Here is a 17,161-nt window from a genome sequence, read left to right as displayed (position 1 = left end):
ATTAAAGCGGCGCGGTGGCCGCTTCAAGCCATTTGCGTTCAGCGTCCTTGAGATGGCCGGAGAGCTTCTCGCGCACGCGGGCGTGATAGCTGTTCAGCCAGTCTATTTCCTCCTGCGTGAACAGCGACTTGTCGATCAAGCGCCGGTCGATGGGGCAGAAAGTCAGTGTCTCGAAGCCCATCATCGGAATGTCGCCCCCTTCGGGCACTTCCGGTTCGGTGACGATGATGAGGTTTTCGATGCGGATGCCGAATGAACCCGGTTTGTAATAACCCGGCTCATTGGAAAGGATCATGCCCGGCAGCAACTCCTGCGCGCCCTTCTTCGAAATGCTCTGCGGACCTTCATGGACCGACAGGTAGGAGCCGACGCCATGGCCGGTTCCGTGCGCGTAGTCGAAACCATGCTTCCACAGTGCGATGCGGGCCAGAACGTCGATATCCTGGCCGCGCGTGCCTTTCGGGAAACGGGCGGTGGTGATCGCGATCACCCCTTTCAGCACGAGCGTGAAGGCCTTGATCGTCTCCGGCGACACGCTGCCGATGGGCACGGTGCGGGTGATGTCGGTGGTGCCATCGCGATATTGCGCGCCGGAATCGACCAGATAAAGCTCACCGTCTTCGAGCGTCCTGTTGGTATCGGTGTTGACGCGGTAATGGATGATCGCACCATTTGGCCCCGCACCGGAGATCGTGTCGAAGGATATGTCTTCCAGCGGCATCTGGAAATCTCGCCCGGCATCGGCACGCGATTCTTCCAACTTTCGGGCCGCGCTGATTTCATCGACCGTACCGGGCTTCTGGGCGTCGATCCAGGAAAGGAAATTGACCATCGCCACACCGTCGCGCTCATGTGCTGCGCGCGAGCCATCAAGCTCAGCCTTGTTCTTGATGGCGCGAGGAATACGGGCTGGATCCTTCCCTTCGATCACGCTACCGCCTGAACTGTCGACGATAAGGCGGAGTTTTTCGGCAGCAAGAGCGGGATCGAGAAGGATGGCTTCGCCTTTGACCGCGCGAGCACTGAGATGCCCCTCCAGATCGGCAGGTGCTGCGAGCCTGGTAAGCTGCGTCAGATAGGCACGCGGTTCGATGGCAAGCTTGCGTTCATCAATAAAAAGCTCTGGCTCGCCTTGCGCGGGAATGATGGCAAAGCTGAGCGGAAGCGGCGTGTTGGAAACGTCCTTGCCGCGAATATTGAACACCCACGCGACCGAGGACGGATCGGTGAGGACAGTCGCGCTGGCGCCACTAGCGGCAACGGCCGTCTGCATTTCCCTGATTTTGTCCTCCGCCTCATGACCTGCGAAACGGGCTGGCTGGATCGTGACTTCCGCCGCAGGCACGCCGGGCTGGTCGTCCCAAATGGCGTTGACAAGGTTGATTTCGACTGGAACCAGTTGACCACCCTGGTTTTCGAGCGCCTCGCGCAAAGCGCGGGCTTCCGAAATGGTGTGAAGCCACGGGTCGAAGCCGATATTCAGACCCTTGCCGTTCTCCGCCAGCCAGGAAGCCGGTGGGTTGGTGACGAGGCTTTCATAGGAAAAGACCTTTGGGTCGGTCTGGGCGCGAACCTGCAATTCGTAGCGTCCATCCACGAACACATAGGCGCTGTTCTTGAGGATGAGCGCAGCACCTGCCGATCCGGTGAAGCCGGTCAGCCAGGCAAGACGCTGCGCATGGGGCGGGACATATTCGCCCTGATGCTCATCGGCGCGAGGAACCAGAAAACCGTCGAGGCCAAGCTCGGCCATCTTCGCGCGCAGCTTTGCAACGCGCGGGGCTCCATTGGCCGGATTTGTGGTGACGTCGAAATTCTGAATAGCCATTTTGTAACTCGCTCAAAACAGGAATACGCCGTGGTGCATGCGGCCAGTTAGAGCAGTCTGGTTAAACTGCTCTGACTCTTAGATGTTACGCATTATCCGGAGCAAAACCACTTCGCACTTTTGCTGGAAATGCTTTATTTCAAATGGATCGCCACCCAGCCTTCGCGATGCAGCGTCTTTTGATGGGTGAGACCCTGTGCCTGATAGGCAGCGAGCACCGCATCGTGCTGGCTGTCAAGTATTCCGGAAAGAATGATGGAACCGCCGGACGCGAGATGTTCTTTTAGGGAAGGCGCAAGCTCGATAAGCGGATTGGCCAGAATATTGGCGACGATCAGGTCGAACGGCGAATGGGAACGGAATATCGCGTGGCCGAAGCCTTCGGCCGTTGCCGTGACGATGTGCTCGGCAACGCCATTCTTGGCGGCATTTTCAGCAGCGACCGTAACGGCGACGGGGTCGATATCGGTAGCCAATACCGGAATGGGAGCGAGCTTGGCGATAGCGATGGCGAGAACGGCGCTGCCGGTACCGAGATCAAGCGCATTGGTCGGATGTTCGCTGGTGACGGTCTCCTCGATCAGTTCGAGGCATCCCGCCGTTGTTCCGTGATGGCCGGTGCCAAAAGCAAGACCCGCGTCGATTTCGATGGGAATATCGCCCACTTCGATCTTGTCGCGGTCGTGCGAGCCATGGACGAAGAAACGTCCGGCTCTCACCGGCTTCAGACCATCCAGCGAATGCGTGACCCAATCGATGTCCGGCAGTTCCTCGACGGCAAAAAGGCCCGTACCCACCAGTTCATCGATCCGCCCAGCAACTTCTTCGGCATTGTCCTCGACATAGACCGAAACCTCGAAAACCTGTCGATCTTCATCGATCTCGGTGATTGCTATGGGAAAGCCATCCTCCTCGAAAGCCTGTTCGAGAATGTTGTAGACGCGCTCGGCTTCCGCCTTATCTGCCGAAAAGAAAAGTCGTGACTGGGCCATGAAGTAAAAAGCTCTCTGCTGGAAATGTTCTAGAGCTTCTCCTTAGCTCTTTGCAGCGCCTTTGGCCAGATTCTTCAACTTTTCCAGAGCCGTATCCGGGTTTTCCTGATAGGCGATGGTGCTGCGGAAGCGGCCGCCCTTGTCGAGCAGAAATACCGATGCCGTATGATCCATGGTATATTCGCCGTCTTCACCGGGAACCTTCTTTGCGTAGACGTGGTAGGACTTCACCACATCCGCAATATTCTGCGGCGTACCGGTGACGCCGATGATGCGGTCGGAAACGTTGCCGACATAGGTTTTCATGACTTCCTGCGTGTCACGTTCCGGGTCGACGGTGATAAAATAAGCCTTGATGTCACTGCCCTCCGGTCCGAGCTGCTTCAGCCAGCCATCCATCTCATAGAGCGTGGTGGGGCAGACATCGGGGCAGTGAGTGAAGCCGAAGAAGATGGCCGCCGGCGCAGCGCGCAGGTCGTTCTCGGTGAACGGCTTTCCGTCCATGGTGACGAGGTTGAGTGGGCCGCCAAACGGTTCTTTAGCCGCCTGCTTGTCGCGGAAAAGGTTAAGCCCCGCAGCGCCGACAATGACGACGATAAAGGCGATGATGAAGATGGGCAGGAATTTTTTCATGTCCAGTCAGCCTTGAATTTCCGAACGCGCCTCGTTGCGCTGCTCAACAACCTATCTTTTCTTTATGCATTGCAGAACCGTCGTTAAAGCCGCATCCTGCCATCATGAAGAGCTGGCGGCAGTGTAGGGTCATTTGTTCAATTTTCAATAATTTCTGAAATTTTTGACTATTTGTCGCGTGGGAGATGAACGAGTTTAGGGGACACTTGCTTTGTCTTTCGCAAGGGGGCGAACTGATATATGCCTGAAATGGCAGCGGCATAGGCCGATCTTCGCGGATTTCGCTGTTTGTAGCGATGCTTCGGGTGAATATTCATGACGTCGTCAGATGACCTTCGTTTCCAAAACAGTGAACCTCGCATTCATTCCACTGCTCAGCTGAAATCAGTCAAGCTGGGGCGGTATGCGGATATCGGTGAGCGTGTGATTCTGCGTGAAGTCACGGTCGGCGATTTCACCTATTTCGAGCGGAACGGTGAGGGGATCTATGCCGAGATTGGCAAGTTCTGCTCCATTGCTGCGAATGTCCGCATCAATGCGCTTGAACACCCGATGGAGCGGCTGACGACGCATAAGGTCAGCTACCGGCCAAATGAATATTTTCGTTATCTGGGCGTTGATGGAGAGTTCCGCGCAAGGCGTCAGGCGCAGCGCGTGATCATCGGTAATGATGTGTGGATCGGCCACGGTGCGGTCATCACACCGGGCGTCCAGATCGGCCATGGCGCTGTGATTGGCGCGAACGCCGTGGTCACGAAGGATGTGCCGCCTTATCATGTGGTCGGTGGTGTTCCGGCCCATTTTATTCGCAAAAGGTTCGACAATGCCGTCATAGAACGGCTGCTTGAACTTGAATGGTGGAACTGGCCAGTGGAAAAACTCTACGAAGCGGTGCCGTACATTCAGACGCTCGAGATCGAGGCGTTTCTTGAAAAGTGGAGCGGCTGAATCCGGCTCTTGCAAAGCCGTAATTATTTTCCCACTTTCACGTCACGATAGTTCTGGAGACTGGAAAATATGGTCGGACTGAAGCGTTTTGCCGGTTTGTTGCTTGCTCCAATGATGGTTGTTGCAGCTTCGGCGGCTCCCGCCGAGGAAGTCGGCAAGGTCGGCGTCGACTGGCTTGGAAATGATATCGTCATCGACGCGGTACAGGACCCGAAGGTGCAGGGCGTAACCTGCCATCTGGCGTCGTTCTCACGTGGCATGATCGACCGGTTGCAAAAGGGTAACTGGTTTGAAGACCCATCCAATGCTTCGATTTCATGTGAGCAGACAGGGCCGATCACCATAGGCGACATTGATCTTGGCAAGGGTGGAGAGCGGGTTTTCTCCGAACGCACCAGTCTGATCTGGAAGAAGCTCGTCATCACGCGCATTTACGACAAGACGAACAATACGCTGCTTTATCTCGCCCATGCGACGCAGGTTCAGGACGGTTCCGCGAAGACCTCGCTTTCGACCGTGCCGCTCTATAAGGGCGATGTTACGTGGGCTAAAGGTAAGCCGGAATAACAAAGCTTTTGCTATTCCGGCTTCTTGACCAGATGTTATTCAGATCGGCTGGACGAAGCTGTCGAGAACGCGCTTCTGCCCGGCCTTGTCGAAATCGATGGTGAGTTTGTTGCCGTCGATAAGCGAGATCGTGCCATTGCCGAACTTGATATGAAACACGCGGTCGCCAAGCTTGAAGGCCGATGGCTTGTCTGCCACTGACTTGGCTACCAGTTCGCCGTCTATCGTGCGGCCCTTCACAGAACCACGTCCGGCGCCGAAGCCGGAATCGGTCTCGCCATAGCCGATACGCTCGACGCGGCTGCCGGAGCGCGAGCCCCAGTTATTGCGTGTCGCATCGGAACGGTTCTGCTGTGCGCGCTGCCAGCCGGGCGTCGAATAGGTGTTCTGGAACGGATCGGCCTTATCGAAACGGGACTGCCCATAGCCACCGCCATAACCGCCGTAATTGCCTTCCAGTTCAGCCACTTCCACATGCGCTTCCGGCAATTCTTCCAGAAAACGGGAGGGAATGGTGGATTGCCACATTCCATGAATGCGCCGGTTGGACACGAACCAGATATGCAGATTTTTCTTGGCGCGGGTCACGCCGACATAGGCGAGGCGACGTTCTTCCTCAAGGCCCGAACGGCCACCTTCATCAAGCGCGCGCTGGTGGGGAAACAGGCCTTCTTCCCAGCCAGGAAGGAAGACGGTTTCAAACTCCAGACCTTTGGCCGAATGCAGCGTCATAATGTTGACGGCATCCAGATCCTCGTTCTGCTCGGCATCCATGACAAGGGCGACATGTTCAAGGAAACCACGCAGACTTTCATATTCCTCCATGGAACGGATGAGTTCCTTGAGGTTTTCAAGCCGACCCGGTGCTTCGGCAGACTTGTCATTCTGCCACATAGCCGTGTAGCCGGACTCATCGAGGATGGTTTCCGCCAGTTCCGTGTGCGGGGTATTGTCGATCATTGACTGCCAGCGCAGGAAATTCTCGACCACTTCGCGCAGCGCGGAGCGTGGCTTCGGCTTCAACTCTTCGGTTTCGATGAGGTCGCAAGCCGCAGCGAACATGGAAATGTCGCGTGCGCGGGCATAATCATGCACCTGCCGGATGGCGGCTTCGCCCAACCCGCGCTTCGGCGTATTGATGATGCGCTCCAACGCCAGATCGTCGGCCGGTTGCGCGACCACGCGCAGATAGGCCATCGCATCGCGGATTTCGAGGCGCTCATAGAAGCGCGGACCGCCAATGACACGGTAATTGAGGCCAAGCGTGACAAAGCGGTCTTCGAATTCACGCATCTGGAAAGAGGCGCGAACGAGGATCGCCATGTTGTTGAGGAGGTGCCCCTGACGCTGCGCTTGTTCGATCGCTTCGCCGACTGCGCGCGCTTCTTCTTCGGAGTCCCAGGCGGCATGAACTTTCACCCGTGGATCGTCCGGATTGGGCGCTTCCGTAAACAGCGTTTTGCCGAGGCGGCCCTCATTATGGGCGATCAGGTGTGCGGCGGCGCCGAGAATATGCGCCGTGGAGCGGTAGTTGCGCTCGAGCTTGATGACGACTGCGCCCGGGAAATCCTTCTCGAAACGAAGAATATTGTCCACTTCTGCCCCGCGCCAGCCATAGATCGACTGGTCGTCATCGCCGACACAGCACAGATTGACTTTGTTTTCGCTCACGCCGAGTTCGCGGCGCTCACCGGCTCCGCGGGGGCCTTCGGACGCCCTAGCGGGCTGTATGGGCGCATTTGTGTTTTGTGTTGTGGGAGAGGTATTTCTCGATTGAGGGCGTTGTGCAAGCAAGCGCAGCCAGAGATACTGCGCTGTATTTGTATCCTGATACTCGTCCACCAGAATGTAGCGGAACTTTGCGTGATATTCGCGCAGGATATCCGGATGATTGCGGAAGATGCGGATCGGATGCAGCAGAAGATCGCCGAAATCGCAGGCGTTCAATGTGCGCAGGCGTTCCTGATAGGCTTGATAAAGCTCGCGCCCGCGACCATTGCCGAATGAGCGTGCATCGCCTTCAGGAATATCGGATGGGCCGAATCCCTTGTTCTTCCATCCGTCGATCATGTTGGCGAAGGTGCGCGCCGGCCAGCGCTTGTCATCAAGGCCTTCAGCCTGAATGAGCTGCTTGATCAGCCGGATCACATCATCCGTATCGAGGATCGTGAAATCCGATGTCAGATTGGCAAGTTCCGCATGGCGGCGCAAAAGCTTGACGCCGATGGAGTGGAATGTGCCGAGCCATGGCATGCCTTCCACTGCGCCGCCGACCAGATGGCCGATACGCTCCTTCATTTCACGCGCAGCCTTGTTGGTGAAGGTCACGGCGAGAATCTGGCTTGGATAGGCACGGCCGGTGGTCAGAATATACGCGATACGGGTCGTCAGAACGCGTGTCTTGCCAGTGCCCGCACCGGCAAGCACCAGCACCGGACCCTCTGTCGTCAGCACGGCCTGACGCTGTTCGGGGTTCAGCCCTTTCAGGTAATCGGGTTCGCCGCGCTGCTGGTTGCGTGCTGCCATGGCACGTGCGGCAATGCTGCCGGGAGCAGGCGTGCGGCTTGCCGGAGCGTCGTCATCGCCGAAAAACGGCATATCGTCGGGAAAGTCAGACATTTGACCCGAATGTAATGATTCGTGGCTGAAAGACCAGCGAAAGGGTTAAAATATTCGACTACTCTAATTGAGTAACGCGCCGATCCGTAAAGTTCAGGCGATGAGAAGCCAGCGCTTCGACGAGCCCGCGCAGTTCGGGTTCACGCTGCAACAGATCGTCCAGTTCCGTCATCTGGTTCATGGCGATCAGCCGCAGAATGTCGTCGCGGACGGTCCCATCGGCGCGCCGTGGCAGATGGGCAACCGGCTGGATCAGTTCGACCTTCTGTCCTTTAAGCCTTGCGCGCAGACTTTTCTCGTCTGCGTTCAGCGTTTCCACGAAAGCGTAGATGCCGACGCCCTTGGCTGGAAGTGAATAGAGCGCAAGCGCCACATCGGTTACGCGCGGATCGGATTTCAGTGCCGCACGGATTGCAGGACCTTCGTTGTCGATCCGGTCGCCCGTACCTTCACCGTCCGACCAGCTGAAAATGCCACGGGTGATGAAGTTGTAGACCTTCTTGCCTGTCGCGAGCCAGATGCGGGAGGGCAGCGACCGGCGCGCCAGAATGCGTTTTTCCGTTGGCGTCATCCGGTCCTTGGCGAAGGCACGCTTCTGCTTGAGCAGATGGCGGAAATCCTCATATGCCATCAGGCGATAGAGGGCACCGCGACGGCGATGAACGCTTGCCAGCTGGAAGTCGATGACCGCTGCTTCGCCTTCAGGCGTCATCAGCCAATTCTGTGGCTTGGCGAGATCGTTATGGGTGACACCGAGCCGGCGCATGTCGCGCAGAATGCGATGCGCGGTGCGATACCATTTCGGATCGGAAGGGCGCGCAAGATGCAATGGCGTTCCTTCTGTCCAGGATCGATAAAGCCCGTCCTTGTCGGTGGCGAGGAGTTGTGGGACGCCTTCGATACCGCGCACTGTCTTGAGACCGCGAATTTCGCGCCGGGCCAATATCCAGGCCAGCGGCTTCGACCACCAGGGAGCGGCGCTCACCACGCGACGGATGATGCGGGTTTCGGGATCGTTCACGAAATAGCCGGCATGGGTTTCTGAAAACACGTCGCGCTTGAATACGGCGGTTTCCACAAATTCCGGTATTTGATCGCCTTTCAGAGGCACATCTATATTGGGGTTCTGAACCATAAGGCTCCACTAGTGGATTGCATCCGATCAATCAAGTTTGATGGCCGACAAGCCTTATTGCAATCACGTGATCGAAGGCGCACAAGGAACGCACAGATTTCGTGCAGCTCATCGGGGAAATGCAGAAAATGGCACAAGGCGACGACAGCAAGCAGGCGATTGCGCAGATCATCCGACAGGAACAGGCGCTTATTTTTCCCTCGTTTGACGAAAATGCAGCATTTGCGCTGGGTGCGAGCATCCGCGATATCGCCGTGAAGGAAAAGCTTGGAATCGCCATCGAAATATCCCTGTGGGACCGGCAATTGTTTTATGCAACGACAGCCGGAAGCACAGTGGACAATCAGGAATGGTTGCGCCGCAAGTTCAATGTGGTGCGCCGCTTTCACGCTTCGACCTATCGTCTTGTTCTGGAACAGAACCGCGAGGACCGCATGTTCGCTCCCCACAAGGCGCTGAATGTGGAGGATTACGCGCTGGCAGGGGGCGGGTTTCCGATTTGCGTTGCCGGGGCGGGCGTGATCGGTGCGGTGATCGTATCGGGGCTGCCGCAGCGCGAGGACCATAATCTGGTGATCCGGGCAGTGGCGAAACATCTTGGGCAAGACCCGGTTGCTCTGGCGCTGCCTGCCGTTTGAATATCGAGTTTCGGAGAATGAACGATGTCGCTTGAAAATGTTGTCGCGCTTGCCCGCAACGAGGACGGTATCGCCGCAGCAGTCGGTGTCCTCAAGCAGCGTTTCGGTGAGCGTGCGCAGACCGGTCAGGCTATCCGCGAACAGCACGGCCACACGACAACCTATGTGCCGACGCAGGCGCCCGACATCGTCATCTTTGCCGAGAACGCGCAGGAAGTGCAGGATGTCGTGCGTATATGTGCCGAGCACCGTGTGCCGGTTATCGCTTTCGGTGCCGGTTCGTCGCTCGAAGGGCAGGTGAACGCGCCCGCTGGCGGCGTGTCGCTTGACCTCACCCGCATGAACAAGGTCATTGCCGTTCATGCAGAGGATCTCGATTGCGTGGTGGAGCCGGGCGTTACGCGTCGGGAACTGAATGAATATCTGCGCGACACGGGACTGTTCTTCCCGATCGATCCGGGCGCCAATGCCACGCTGGGCGGCATGGCTTCAACCCGCGCTTCGGGCACGAATGCGGTGCGCTATGGGACCATGCGCGAAAATGTGCTGGCGCTTAAAGCCGTGATGCCCGATGGCCGCCTGATCGAGACCTCCAAGCGCGTGAAGAAGACGGCTGCGGGCTACGACCTCACGAGGCTGCTTGTCGGAGCGGAAGGAACTCTTGGCATCATCACCGAACTGACATTGAAACTACAGGGAATTCCACAGGCGATTTCCGGTGGCATCTGTCCTTTCCCGGATGTGGATTCGGCTTGCCGCACGGTGATCGAAACCATCCAGATGGGCATTCCCGTTGCGCGCATCGAGCTTGTGAACACGCTTCAGATGCAGGCGCTGATACTCCACTCCAAACTGCCTTATGAGGCGCAGCCCTATCTGTTCGTCGAGTTTCACGGCACGGAAAGCGGCGTTGCCGAGCAGGCGGAATTGTTTGGAGAGATTGCTGCGGGCAATGGCGGCGGCGATTTCCGGTGGACACACGATGGAGAGGAGCGCGACAGGCTCTGGCGTGCCCGGCACGATGCCTATCTGGCATCGTTCCTGCTGAGACCGGGTTGCAAAGGTGTTTCGACGGACGTTTGCGTGCCGATTTCGCGTCTGGCCGATTGCATTGGCGAGACGGAAAAGGACCTCGCCGAAACCGGCCTGATCGCTCCGATCGTTGGGCATGTGGGCGATGGAAATTTCCACCTGCTCCTGCTTCTGGACACGGATGATGCGAGCGAAATGGAACGTGCCGAAGCTTTCATGGACCGGCTCGCCAAACGCGCCATCGCCATGGAGGGCACCTGCACCGGTGAGCACGGTATCGGGCAGGGCAAGATGAAGTATCTTACCATGGAATTGGGTGAGGCCACGGATTACATGCGGGCCATCAAACAGGCGCTCGATCCCGACAACATCATGAATCCGGGTAAAATACTGATTTCGTGATTCAAATCAGGCCTTTGAACGATTTTGCCAAGAGTTTGATTCATGCAGGCGTGCATATCGGCGTGGCCGGGATGCAATTTGCCTTGTTGTCGCCGGATCGATGCCGTTATGTTGCGCAGATAAAGACAGCGTGATTCACCGTTTGTTTCACGCTAACTTGCAATCTGTTTGACCGGAGCTGGTTTTTGGGCCGCATATTCGTCATCGTCGGCGGGCTACTCGTGCTGCTGTTGACGGCAGCACTTGTCGTGCCGCCTTTTGTTGACTGGAGCGGCTATCGCGCCGATTTCGAGCGGGAGGCGAGCCGTATTTTGGGCCGCCCCGTCAAAGTCGCCGGTGATGTCAGCGCCCGGCTTTTGCCATTTCCCTCGGTGGCCTTCTCCGATGTGCGTGTGGGGGCCGACGCGGCTCAGCCGGTGATGACCGTCGACACGTTCTCGATGGATGCCGAACTGATGCCGTTCCTGCGCGGCCAGCTTCTGATCTTCGATATGCGTGTCGACCGACCGCGGGCGACGATTTCGCTCGACAGGGATGGCAAGGTCGATTGGGCAATCCGTCCGTCGACGCCGCTCGATCCGGCGAAAATCAAGCTGGAACGACTTTCCGTCAAAGATGGCACCATCACGCTTCGCGAAGAAGCGAGCGGTCGCAGTCATACGGCGACCGAACTCAATGCGGTGATTTCTGCAAACAGTCTGGCAGGTCCGTGGCAGGCCAATGGAAGCCTCGTCTTGCGGGGAGAAAGGCTTGCGATCGACCTGACAAGCGGCGAAGCGAAGCCTGATGGATCGCTGCGCGTGCGGGCTCGAATTTCACCGGATGCAATCCCGGCTACTTTCGAGACCGATGGCGATGTGACCGTAACCGATGGGCGGCTCGACTATGCGGGCGACTTTTCTCTCCGTTCGTCGGATATGGTTGCAAAGACGGGCAAAGACCAGAAGGCGCCGGCGGAAACGCCCTTTTTCAGTGGCGTGCGTGTAACCGGAAAGTTCAAGGCGGATGGCAGTCGCTTCGACGCGAGCGAATTCCGGATGGAACAGGGGCCAGCCGACAATCCTTATGTGGTGAATGGCAAGGCCTTCATCGATTACGGCGAAGAGCCACGTTTCGAAGTCAGCGCCGATGGCCAGCAGCTCTACTGGGGGCCGAACGAAGCCGCCAGCGAAGAACAGACTGGCTCAGACATGCCAATTGCAGACCGGATTGCGATTGCACGCCGTGTTCTTGAGCAATTGCCCATTCCGACCATACCCGGCAATGTGGATTTGCGCCTGCCTGCGGTGATCGCGGGTGGTACGACGATACGCTCGGTCACGGTGAGTGCGGAACCTGATGGAAACAACTGGAATATTCGTCAGTTCGCTGCCGATCTTCCTGGACGAACCAAGGTGGAAGCCAAGGGCACGCTTTCGGTCGGCAAGGATTTCGGCTTCAAGGGCGAATTGCTGGTTGCTTCGCGCCAGCCTTCGGGACTGGCAACATGGCTCAACGAGACAGTCGATGATTCCGTCCGCAAGCTGGACGGTGCAGGCTTCTCCGGTCAAGTCGAACTTCGCGACGGTATGCAGCGGATCGATAATCTTGAAATCGCCTTGGGAAAGACAACGCTCAAAGGCTCGTTTGTTCGCGAAGTAAAGGGGTTGGCGCAGCCTGCAATAACGCTCGCGCTCAATGGCGGTGTGGTGGAAAGCGAAGCACTGCAAGCCTTTACAGGATTTTTCTCGAGCGGTGACGGCCTCGGTCTCCTTGATGGTCAGTCGTTGAATCTGGCATTCAAGGCGGGACCAGTCCGGTATCAGGACATGGAGGCTGGCAATGTCGATATGGCGCTCCGGCTTCATGACGGACGCTTCGATTTCGACCGGCTGATGATCGGCGACGTGGCGGGCACGACACTGACTGCGACCGGCACTTACGAACCCTTTGCCAATACGCCGTCCGGCTCGCTCGACGCGACAATCCTGTCTGCCGACCTTTCGCGGTTCCTGTCGCTGATGGCCAATCGCTATCCCCAGTTGCCGCTGTTCCACGCGCTTTCGATACGGGCAGCCAATTTCCCTAGCCTGTTCGAGGACAGCGAAATCAATGTCATCGCCAACGCAGTTTCGCCTTCGGTACCAGCGGTGGCCCCGGTGCCTGCAAAAACTGCGGCATCAAAAGGCAAGAGCGACCGACCCGCCGAGGCGAAAGCCAAGAATCCTCCCGGTGTTGGCGAGTTTTCGTTCAGCGTTACCGGCAAGGCGGGTGGCATGAAGCTGGACCTGTCGGGGACCGCGAGCGGCGGCGAAGGGGAGAGCGAGCCGTTGCAGATGCAATTGAACGGTACCGCGGCATCGGAACAAGGCGAAGCGGTGCTTGCATTGATCGGATTGCCCACCCTGCCGCTGGGGCTTGCGGGTGAACTTACGGCCGATCTAAGTATGCAAGGTGCACCGAGCGCGGGTATGCGGACGCTCCTCAAGCTCACGGCACCTGACGGGGCAGCGACCGCCGACGGTGTGATTTCGCTGGTTGGCGGTGATATTGCCGCCAGTGGCAAGGCTCAGCTGAAGTCCGCCGATCTGCAACCCTTCATCGCGACGGCGGGTTTCGCCCTGCCTGGATTTGGGGAGGGACTTTCAGCAGACCTTGCCAGCGACTTCCAGTTTGCAAAAGGTATCTTGCGGTTCCCCAATCTGACGGGAAAGCTGGACGGGGAAGAGGTCTCGGCGAGGCTGGAGGCCAATTTTGCCGACAGCGGACTTCCGCAGCTGAAAGGTGAGGCAAAGCTTGCCACGCTTGAGGTCGACAGCCTCGCAGCGATCATGCTCGGGCAGGATGCGTTCGAGCCGGCAAAACCTGTTGCGAAGACGATCTGGCCGCGTGGCGCATTCGCTGTGCGATCATCGCTGCCGCTCCTGCTGGATGTGAAACTCAATGTAGCGCAGGCGCATATGGGCGGCTTCGGGACCGCCACGGAGTTTTCGGCACGGCTTCTGAAGACCATGGACGGCCTTCAGCTGAACGAACTGACTGGTAATTGGGCGGGCGGATATCTGGTCGGCAATGTCTCCTTGAGCAACAGCGACAAGAATGCTCTTCTCTCGACGGAACTCAAGTGGAGTGGCGCAAACCTCAAGGATTTCTACCAGCTGGAGACCGGTGCTGCGCCGATTGGCGGCGTAGTGAAAGCTGCCGTCAATCTGAACGGAAGTGGCGAGAGCGTGGCGGCGCTCGTCGGATCGCTAGCCGGAACTGCAAGTTTCGACGTGGAGAATTTTACCGTCAATGGTCTGGACGGGGCGGCATTGCCCGCGATGATCGCGGCAGCTGACGCGGCGGGCGATCAGTCGTCTGGCCCGGACAAGCTCGCTTCGAAGCAATTTGTCGGTATTGCCGACAAGGCTATGGGGCAAGGTATGTTCACGCCGGGTAATGCGCGGTTTGACTTTACCATTAGCGGCGGTGTCGCGCGTATGGCTGCGGCGAACCTGAATGACGGCAATGCAGTCCTTCTCGGTGATCTGCAATTCGATCTGTCCACGCTCGGTATTGGCGGAAACGGCAGTCTGACGTTCCAGAACGATGGCGGTTCCGATACCGGCATCTCACCGCAGGTAGCCTTTTCTCTGGGGGGCACCTATAGCGTACCGGAAGTGACTTTCGATAAGCAGCCCTTGATCCAGTTCCTCACCCAGCGTGCACTCGAGCGCGAGCAGGAGCGTGTTGAATCGATGCAGGCGAGCCTCATGGAGAAGCAGCGTCTTCGCCGCCAGCTTGGACTTTTTGAGGCGGATGAAGAGGAACGCAACCGCTTGCAGCGTGACGAAGAGGCAAGGCGCCGTTCTGAAGCAAAGGCGCGTGAAGTGGCCCGGCAAGCCGCAGAGGAAGCGCAACAGCTTGAGGCGCAGAAGCCGCAGGCCGCTCCGGCGGGAGGGACGAATGCTCCCCTCGCATCGCCGGACGGCGGGCAATCCCTCAACGAATTTCTGAAAAGCCTGGAGCAAGTGCCTGCTGCTCCGGCACCTCAGCCTTGAGGCAATCGGGATTTGAGCCAATCCAGAACGTGGAGCCTCAGCGCGGAAGACAGGTTGATTGACCTGTCACGCCTGCCATCGATTTCTGCGATCAAGCTTGCAACGGACATCTCGCGCGCACCTGCAATTTCTTCAATCAACTCAAAGAACGGGTCTTCGAGTGTATAGCTCGTCGCATGTCCGCGAATACTGACGGAATGTTTACGTAACCGTCCCGGCGCGTTCACTTTTCCGCGTCCGGTTTGTCGCTTTTCTCCAGGCGGTTCTGATCCAGAAAACGGTGCGCTTTTGTCATTTCCGCCTGCGTAAGAACCTTTTCGGATTTCGTTCGTCCGAAATGAACGCGGTTCTGGTCCGCGTGTTTCTCTTTCTCAGCGCGGGCTTTCTGTTTTCTGAACTGCCGTAGGTTGACAATATCGCTCATGGAACCACGCGGAAACGTTGAAGATTTTTCGAAAAATTACCGCGTTTAGGTCCGAGCCTGCAAGTGCGTAATAGGTTGGCACTATTTCTGCGGGTTCTTCGGATTGGTGAACCACCAGATAGCCAGGGAAACCAGAATTAGAAGTATGAGCCCGACCGTCATTTGCAGAAGAGGGAAATTCGGTTCGTCCTTGGCCACAAAGAAGGCTGCGACAAGGCCGCTTATCCACAATACTGCCTGAGCAATTGCACGAATCATCGAACTCATCCTGAACCGGTTGCCGTCGAAACCGACTATAAAGCGGCCGTTTGCTTTTCACCATTGATTGCAATCAACGGTGAAAAGGGATCCATTCAATCAAACAAATAGAGCCAGCAGATTTTCAGATCGGGATGGCAATCGCGGTATTATTTCTTCCGGAATGCATCCAGCGAAACCACATCGGCCGAAGGCTTGGCTTCCTTGTCGGCCTCATCTGCATTGCTGTCTTTGGAAGCAGCAGCTTCTTTTTCGGCCGAAGTCTTGCGCGACTTCGATTTAGGCTTTTCCGCCTTCTCGACCGGGGCTTCCGTTGAAGCGATCTCAATGGGGGCAACATTGCCGCCTTCGTCATTGTCGCTTTCGGGCTGGCTGATCGCTACGTCGAATTCGAGTTCGAAATTGACCGAAGGGTCATAGAAACCGCGGACTGCCGAAAATGGAACGGTCAACTTTTCCGGAATATCTCCGAAGGAAAGACCAACTTCGAAAAGTTGGTCGGTCACATGCATGTCCCAGAACTGATGCTGTAAAACGATCGTCATCTGCTCGGGATATTTCTCCTTCAGGCGCGATGAAATTCGCACACCAGGCGCTCCGGTCAGGAACGTGATGAAGAAGTGGTGGTTACCTGGCAAGCCAGCCTTGGCCACTTCCGCAAGAACCTTGCGAATGACGCCGCGGAGGGCTTCCTGAGCGAGAATATCGTAACGGATTAGGTCCTGTACCATGGTTTGCTTATCCCACGGATTCGGAGGTCGATGTCAAGTTCGTTCTCATCAGATACGATGATATATGACCTGAAAATGCAACAGCGCGATGCTTGTGGCCTGAAGATGTGCAATTTTTGAACGCCACTGGAGGCGCCGGGTCTATCGACGTCCGAATGCCCTCAGGAAGGTGCGCACTCCGTTGACGGCGCTCTTCTCGATGATCGCATCATCCAGACACTGGCCGGTCAGTATATGATAATGGGTGTCGGCGTTGATCAGCGCCATGAAATGGCGCGCCGCCAGATCGGGATCATCGACGTGCAGATGGCCATCCATCGCAAGGCGGGCCAGGCGCGCCGCGATCGCAGGTATGGCCTGTGCAGGGCCCTTCGTATTGCAAATGCTGGCGGCAAGCGGCAGGTTGGTCTCATTGGCCTGCAATATCTTGCGCAGAAACGCCCCGGACGAATCGTAGATGCAGTTCCGGCTCATGCGGATGGAGAACGCCACCAGATCATGCTCCAGATTGTCGCCGGTCTGGGGAAATGTGGCCAGAACCGCGAACATGCTCGCACTCATACGCGCCAGTGCATCCTCGACGACGGCAGCGAGCAGCGCTTCCTTGTCGCGGTAATGATTGTAGATGGTCTGGCGTGACACGCCCGCTTCGCTGGCAATGAGATCGATACTCGCCCCCTGAAACCCGTCGCGGTTGAAAACCCGCGCTGCGGAACACAAGATGAAGTCGCGCTTCATGCACTGTCCGGGCTTTATCGCCGCGGAATTCAAGCCCTTTTCGGATACGGCGCGCTTCTCGGGCAGGACGGCCATGTCGATTATGTCAGTAGGTTTCATAATCCCAACATAAGATAGCTTGACGTTTTGGACAATGGTGTCTAATTTGACATTAGTGTCAAATCTGTTTTGACCATCCGTATAGAATGCCTTTC

General features: G+C 57.2%; 15 protein-coding genes. 5 read left to right on the top strand and 10 right to left on the bottom strand.

Annotated elements, in window-relative coordinates; all coding sequences use genetic code 11:
* Window position 1: 1 nt before the first annotated feature.
* From ABWW28_RS11905 to ABWW28_RS11895, 3 genes are all read right to left on the bottom strand, one after another.
* Window positions 2–1,828, bottom strand: a complete 1,827-nt coding sequence (locus ABWW28_RS11905; protein WP_021586870.1) for an aminopeptidase P family protein — start codon at window positions 1,826–1,828, stop codon at window positions 2–4.
* A 134-nt stretch (window positions 1,829–1,962) separates the two neighbouring features.
* Window positions 1,963–2,820 carry a 50S ribosomal protein L11 methyltransferase gene (locus ABWW28_RS11900; RefSeq protein WP_021586869.1) on the bottom strand — a complete coding sequence of 286 codons (858 nt, stop codon included), beginning with the start codon at window positions 2,818–2,820 and terminating at the stop codon, window positions 1,963–1,965.
* A 42-nt stretch (window positions 2,821–2,862) separates the two neighbouring features.
* Window positions 2,863–3,453, bottom strand: a complete 591-nt coding sequence (locus ABWW28_RS11895) for an SCO family protein (RefSeq protein ID WP_006467205.1) — start codon at window positions 3,451–3,453, stop codon at window positions 2,863–2,865.
* 315 nt (window positions 3,454–3,768) lie between these two features.
* Here ABWW28_RS11895 and ABWW28_RS11890 point away from each other — a divergent pair, with 315 nt between their 5' ends.
* Both ABWW28_RS11890 and ABWW28_RS11885 read left to right on the top strand, forming a co-directional pair.
* Window positions 3,769–4,401, top strand: a complete 633-nt coding sequence (locus tag ABWW28_RS11890; RefSeq protein ID WP_021586868.1) for a DapH/DapD/GlmU-related protein — start codon at window positions 3,769–3,771, stop codon at window positions 4,399–4,401.
* A 69-nt stretch (window positions 4,402–4,470) separates the two neighbouring features.
* Window positions 4,471–4,968: a CreA family protein gene (locus ABWW28_RS11885; RefSeq protein WP_021586867.1), complete on the top strand. Its 498-nt coding sequence runs from the start codon at window positions 4,471–4,473 to the stop codon at window positions 4,966–4,968.
* A gap of 39 nt (window positions 4,969–5,007) precedes the next feature.
* On the opposite strand, the gene ABWW28_RS11880 is transcribed toward ABWW28_RS11885, so the two are convergent.
* On the bottom strand, window positions 5,008–7,587 hold the full coding sequence (locus tag ABWW28_RS11880; protein ID WP_021586866.1) for an ATP-dependent helicase: 2,580 nt from the start codon (window positions 7,585–7,587) through the stop codon (window positions 5,008–5,010).
* A gap of 58 nt (window positions 7,588–7,645) precedes the next feature.
* Complete coding sequence (locus tag ABWW28_RS11875; RefSeq protein WP_006467201.1) at window positions 7,646–8,722, bottom strand: serine/threonine protein kinase; 1,077 nt, start codon at window positions 8,720–8,722, stop codon at window positions 7,646–7,648.
* 128 nt (window positions 8,723–8,850) lie between these two features.
* Here ABWW28_RS11875 and ABWW28_RS11870 point away from each other — a divergent pair, with 128 nt between their 5' ends.
* The 3 genes from ABWW28_RS11870 (at window position 8,851) to ABWW28_RS11860 (ending at window position 14,816) form a co-directional block, all read left to right on the top strand.
* Window positions 8,851–9,360 (top strand): heme-degrading domain-containing protein, encoded by a 510-nt coding sequence (locus tag ABWW28_RS11870; protein ID WP_021586865.1) that lies wholly within the window; start codon window positions 8,851–8,853, stop codon window positions 9,358–9,360.
* A 24-nt stretch (window positions 9,361–9,384) separates the two neighbouring features.
* Complete coding sequence (locus ABWW28_RS11865) at window positions 9,385–10,794, top strand: FAD-binding oxidoreductase (protein WP_021586864.1); 1,410 nt, start codon at window positions 9,385–9,387, stop codon at window positions 10,792–10,794.
* Between the two features lie 185 nt (window positions 10,795–10,979).
* Complete coding sequence (locus ABWW28_RS11860; protein ID WP_021586863.1) at window positions 10,980–14,816, top strand: AsmA family protein; 3,837 nt, start codon at window positions 10,980–10,982, stop codon at window positions 14,814–14,816.
* Here the strand turns inward: ABWW28_RS11860 and ABWW28_RS11855 are convergent.
* From ABWW28_RS11855 to ABWW28_RS11835, 5 genes are all read right to left on the bottom strand, one after another.
* Entirely contained in the window at window positions 14,807–15,043 is a 237-nt protein-coding gene (locus ABWW28_RS11855; RefSeq protein WP_021586862.1) for a ribbon-helix-helix domain-containing protein, read from the bottom strand. The genes ABWW28_RS11860 and ABWW28_RS11855 overlap by 10 nt on opposite strands.
* The gene (locus ABWW28_RS11850; protein ID WP_353391049.1) at window positions 15,040–15,240 is read right to left on the bottom strand and encodes a DUF4169 family protein; all 201 of its coding nucleotides are present in this window, start codon (window positions 15,238–15,240) and stop codon (window positions 15,040–15,042) included. Before ABWW28_RS11850 ends, ABWW28_RS11855 begins: the two co-directional genes overlap by 4 nt.
* A gap of 81 nt (window positions 15,241–15,321) precedes the next feature.
* Window positions 15,322–15,498: a hypothetical protein gene (locus tag ABWW28_RS11845; protein WP_006471686.1), complete on the bottom strand. Its 177-nt coding sequence runs from the start codon at window positions 15,496–15,498 to the stop codon at window positions 15,322–15,324.
* A gap of 149 nt (window positions 15,499–15,647) precedes the next feature.
* Complete coding sequence (locus tag ABWW28_RS11840) at window positions 15,648–16,229, bottom strand: SspB family protein (RefSeq protein ID WP_021586860.1); 582 nt, start codon at window positions 16,227–16,229, stop codon at window positions 15,648–15,650.
* A gap of 141 nt (window positions 16,230–16,370) precedes the next feature.
* Window positions 16,371–17,066, bottom strand: a complete 696-nt coding sequence (locus ABWW28_RS11835) for a TetR/AcrR family transcriptional regulator (RefSeq protein WP_025090503.1) — start codon at window positions 17,064–17,066, stop codon at window positions 16,371–16,373.
* Window positions 17,067–17,161 lie beyond the last annotated feature (95 nt).

It is taken from the genome of Brucella sp. NBRC 14130 (assembly GCF_040371715.1).
GTDB lineage: Bacteria > Pseudomonadota > Alphaproteobacteria > Rhizobiales > Rhizobiaceae > Brucella > Brucella intermedia.
The sequence above is the reverse complement of the archived record's forward strand: the minus strand, read 5'-3'. Positions and strand labels throughout refer to the sequence as shown.

Excerpts from the sequence above, each read along its gene's own strand:
- ABWW28_RS11905 (WP_021586870.1), bottom strand. The coding sequence starts at position 1,828 with ATGGCTATTCAGAATTTCGACGTCACCACAAATCCGGCCAATGGAGCC.
- ABWW28_RS11900 (WP_021586869.1), bottom strand. The coding sequence starts at position 2,820 with ATGGCCCAGTCACGACTTTTCTTTTCGGCAGATAAGGCGGAAGCCGAG.
- ABWW28_RS11895 (WP_006467205.1), bottom strand. The coding sequence starts at position 3,453 with ATGAAAAAATTCCTGCCCATCTTCATCATCGCCTTTATCGTCGTCATT.
- ABWW28_RS11890 (WP_021586868.1), top strand. The coding sequence starts at position 3,769 with ATGACGTCGTCAGATGACCTTCGTTTCCAAAACAGTGAACCTCGCATT.
- ABWW28_RS11885 (WP_021586867.1), top strand. The coding sequence starts at position 4,471 with ATGGTCGGACTGAAGCGTTTTGCCGGTTTGTTGCTTGCTCCAATGATG.
- ABWW28_RS11880 (WP_021586866.1), bottom strand. The coding sequence starts at position 7,587 with ATGTCTGACTTTCCCGACGATATGCCGTTTTTCGGCGATGACGACGCT.
- ABWW28_RS11875 (WP_006467201.1), bottom strand. The coding sequence starts at position 8,722 with ATGGTTCAGAACCCCAATATAGATGTGCCTCTGAAAGGCGATCAAATA.
- ABWW28_RS11870 (WP_021586865.1), top strand. The coding sequence starts at position 8,851 with ATGGCACAAGGCGACGACAGCAAGCAGGCGATTGCGCAGATCATCCGA.
- ABWW28_RS11865 (WP_021586864.1), top strand. The coding sequence starts at position 9,385 with ATGTCGCTTGAAAATGTTGTCGCGCTTGCCCGCAACGAGGACGGTATC.
- ABWW28_RS11850 (WP_353391049.1), bottom strand. The coding sequence starts at position 15,240 with ATGAGCGATATTGTCAACCTACGGCAGTTCAGAAAACAGAAAGCCCGC.
- ABWW28_RS11845 (WP_006471686.1), bottom strand. The coding sequence starts at position 15,498 with ATGATTCGTGCAATTGCTCAGGCAGTATTGTGGATAAGCGGCCTTGTC.
- ABWW28_RS11840 (WP_021586860.1), bottom strand. The coding sequence starts at position 16,229 with ATGGTACAGGACCTAATCCGTTACGATATTCTCGCTCAGGAAGCCCTC.
- ABWW28_RS11835 (WP_025090503.1), bottom strand. The coding sequence starts at position 17,066 with ATGAAACCTACTGACATAATCGACATGGCCGTCCTGCCCGAGAAGCGC.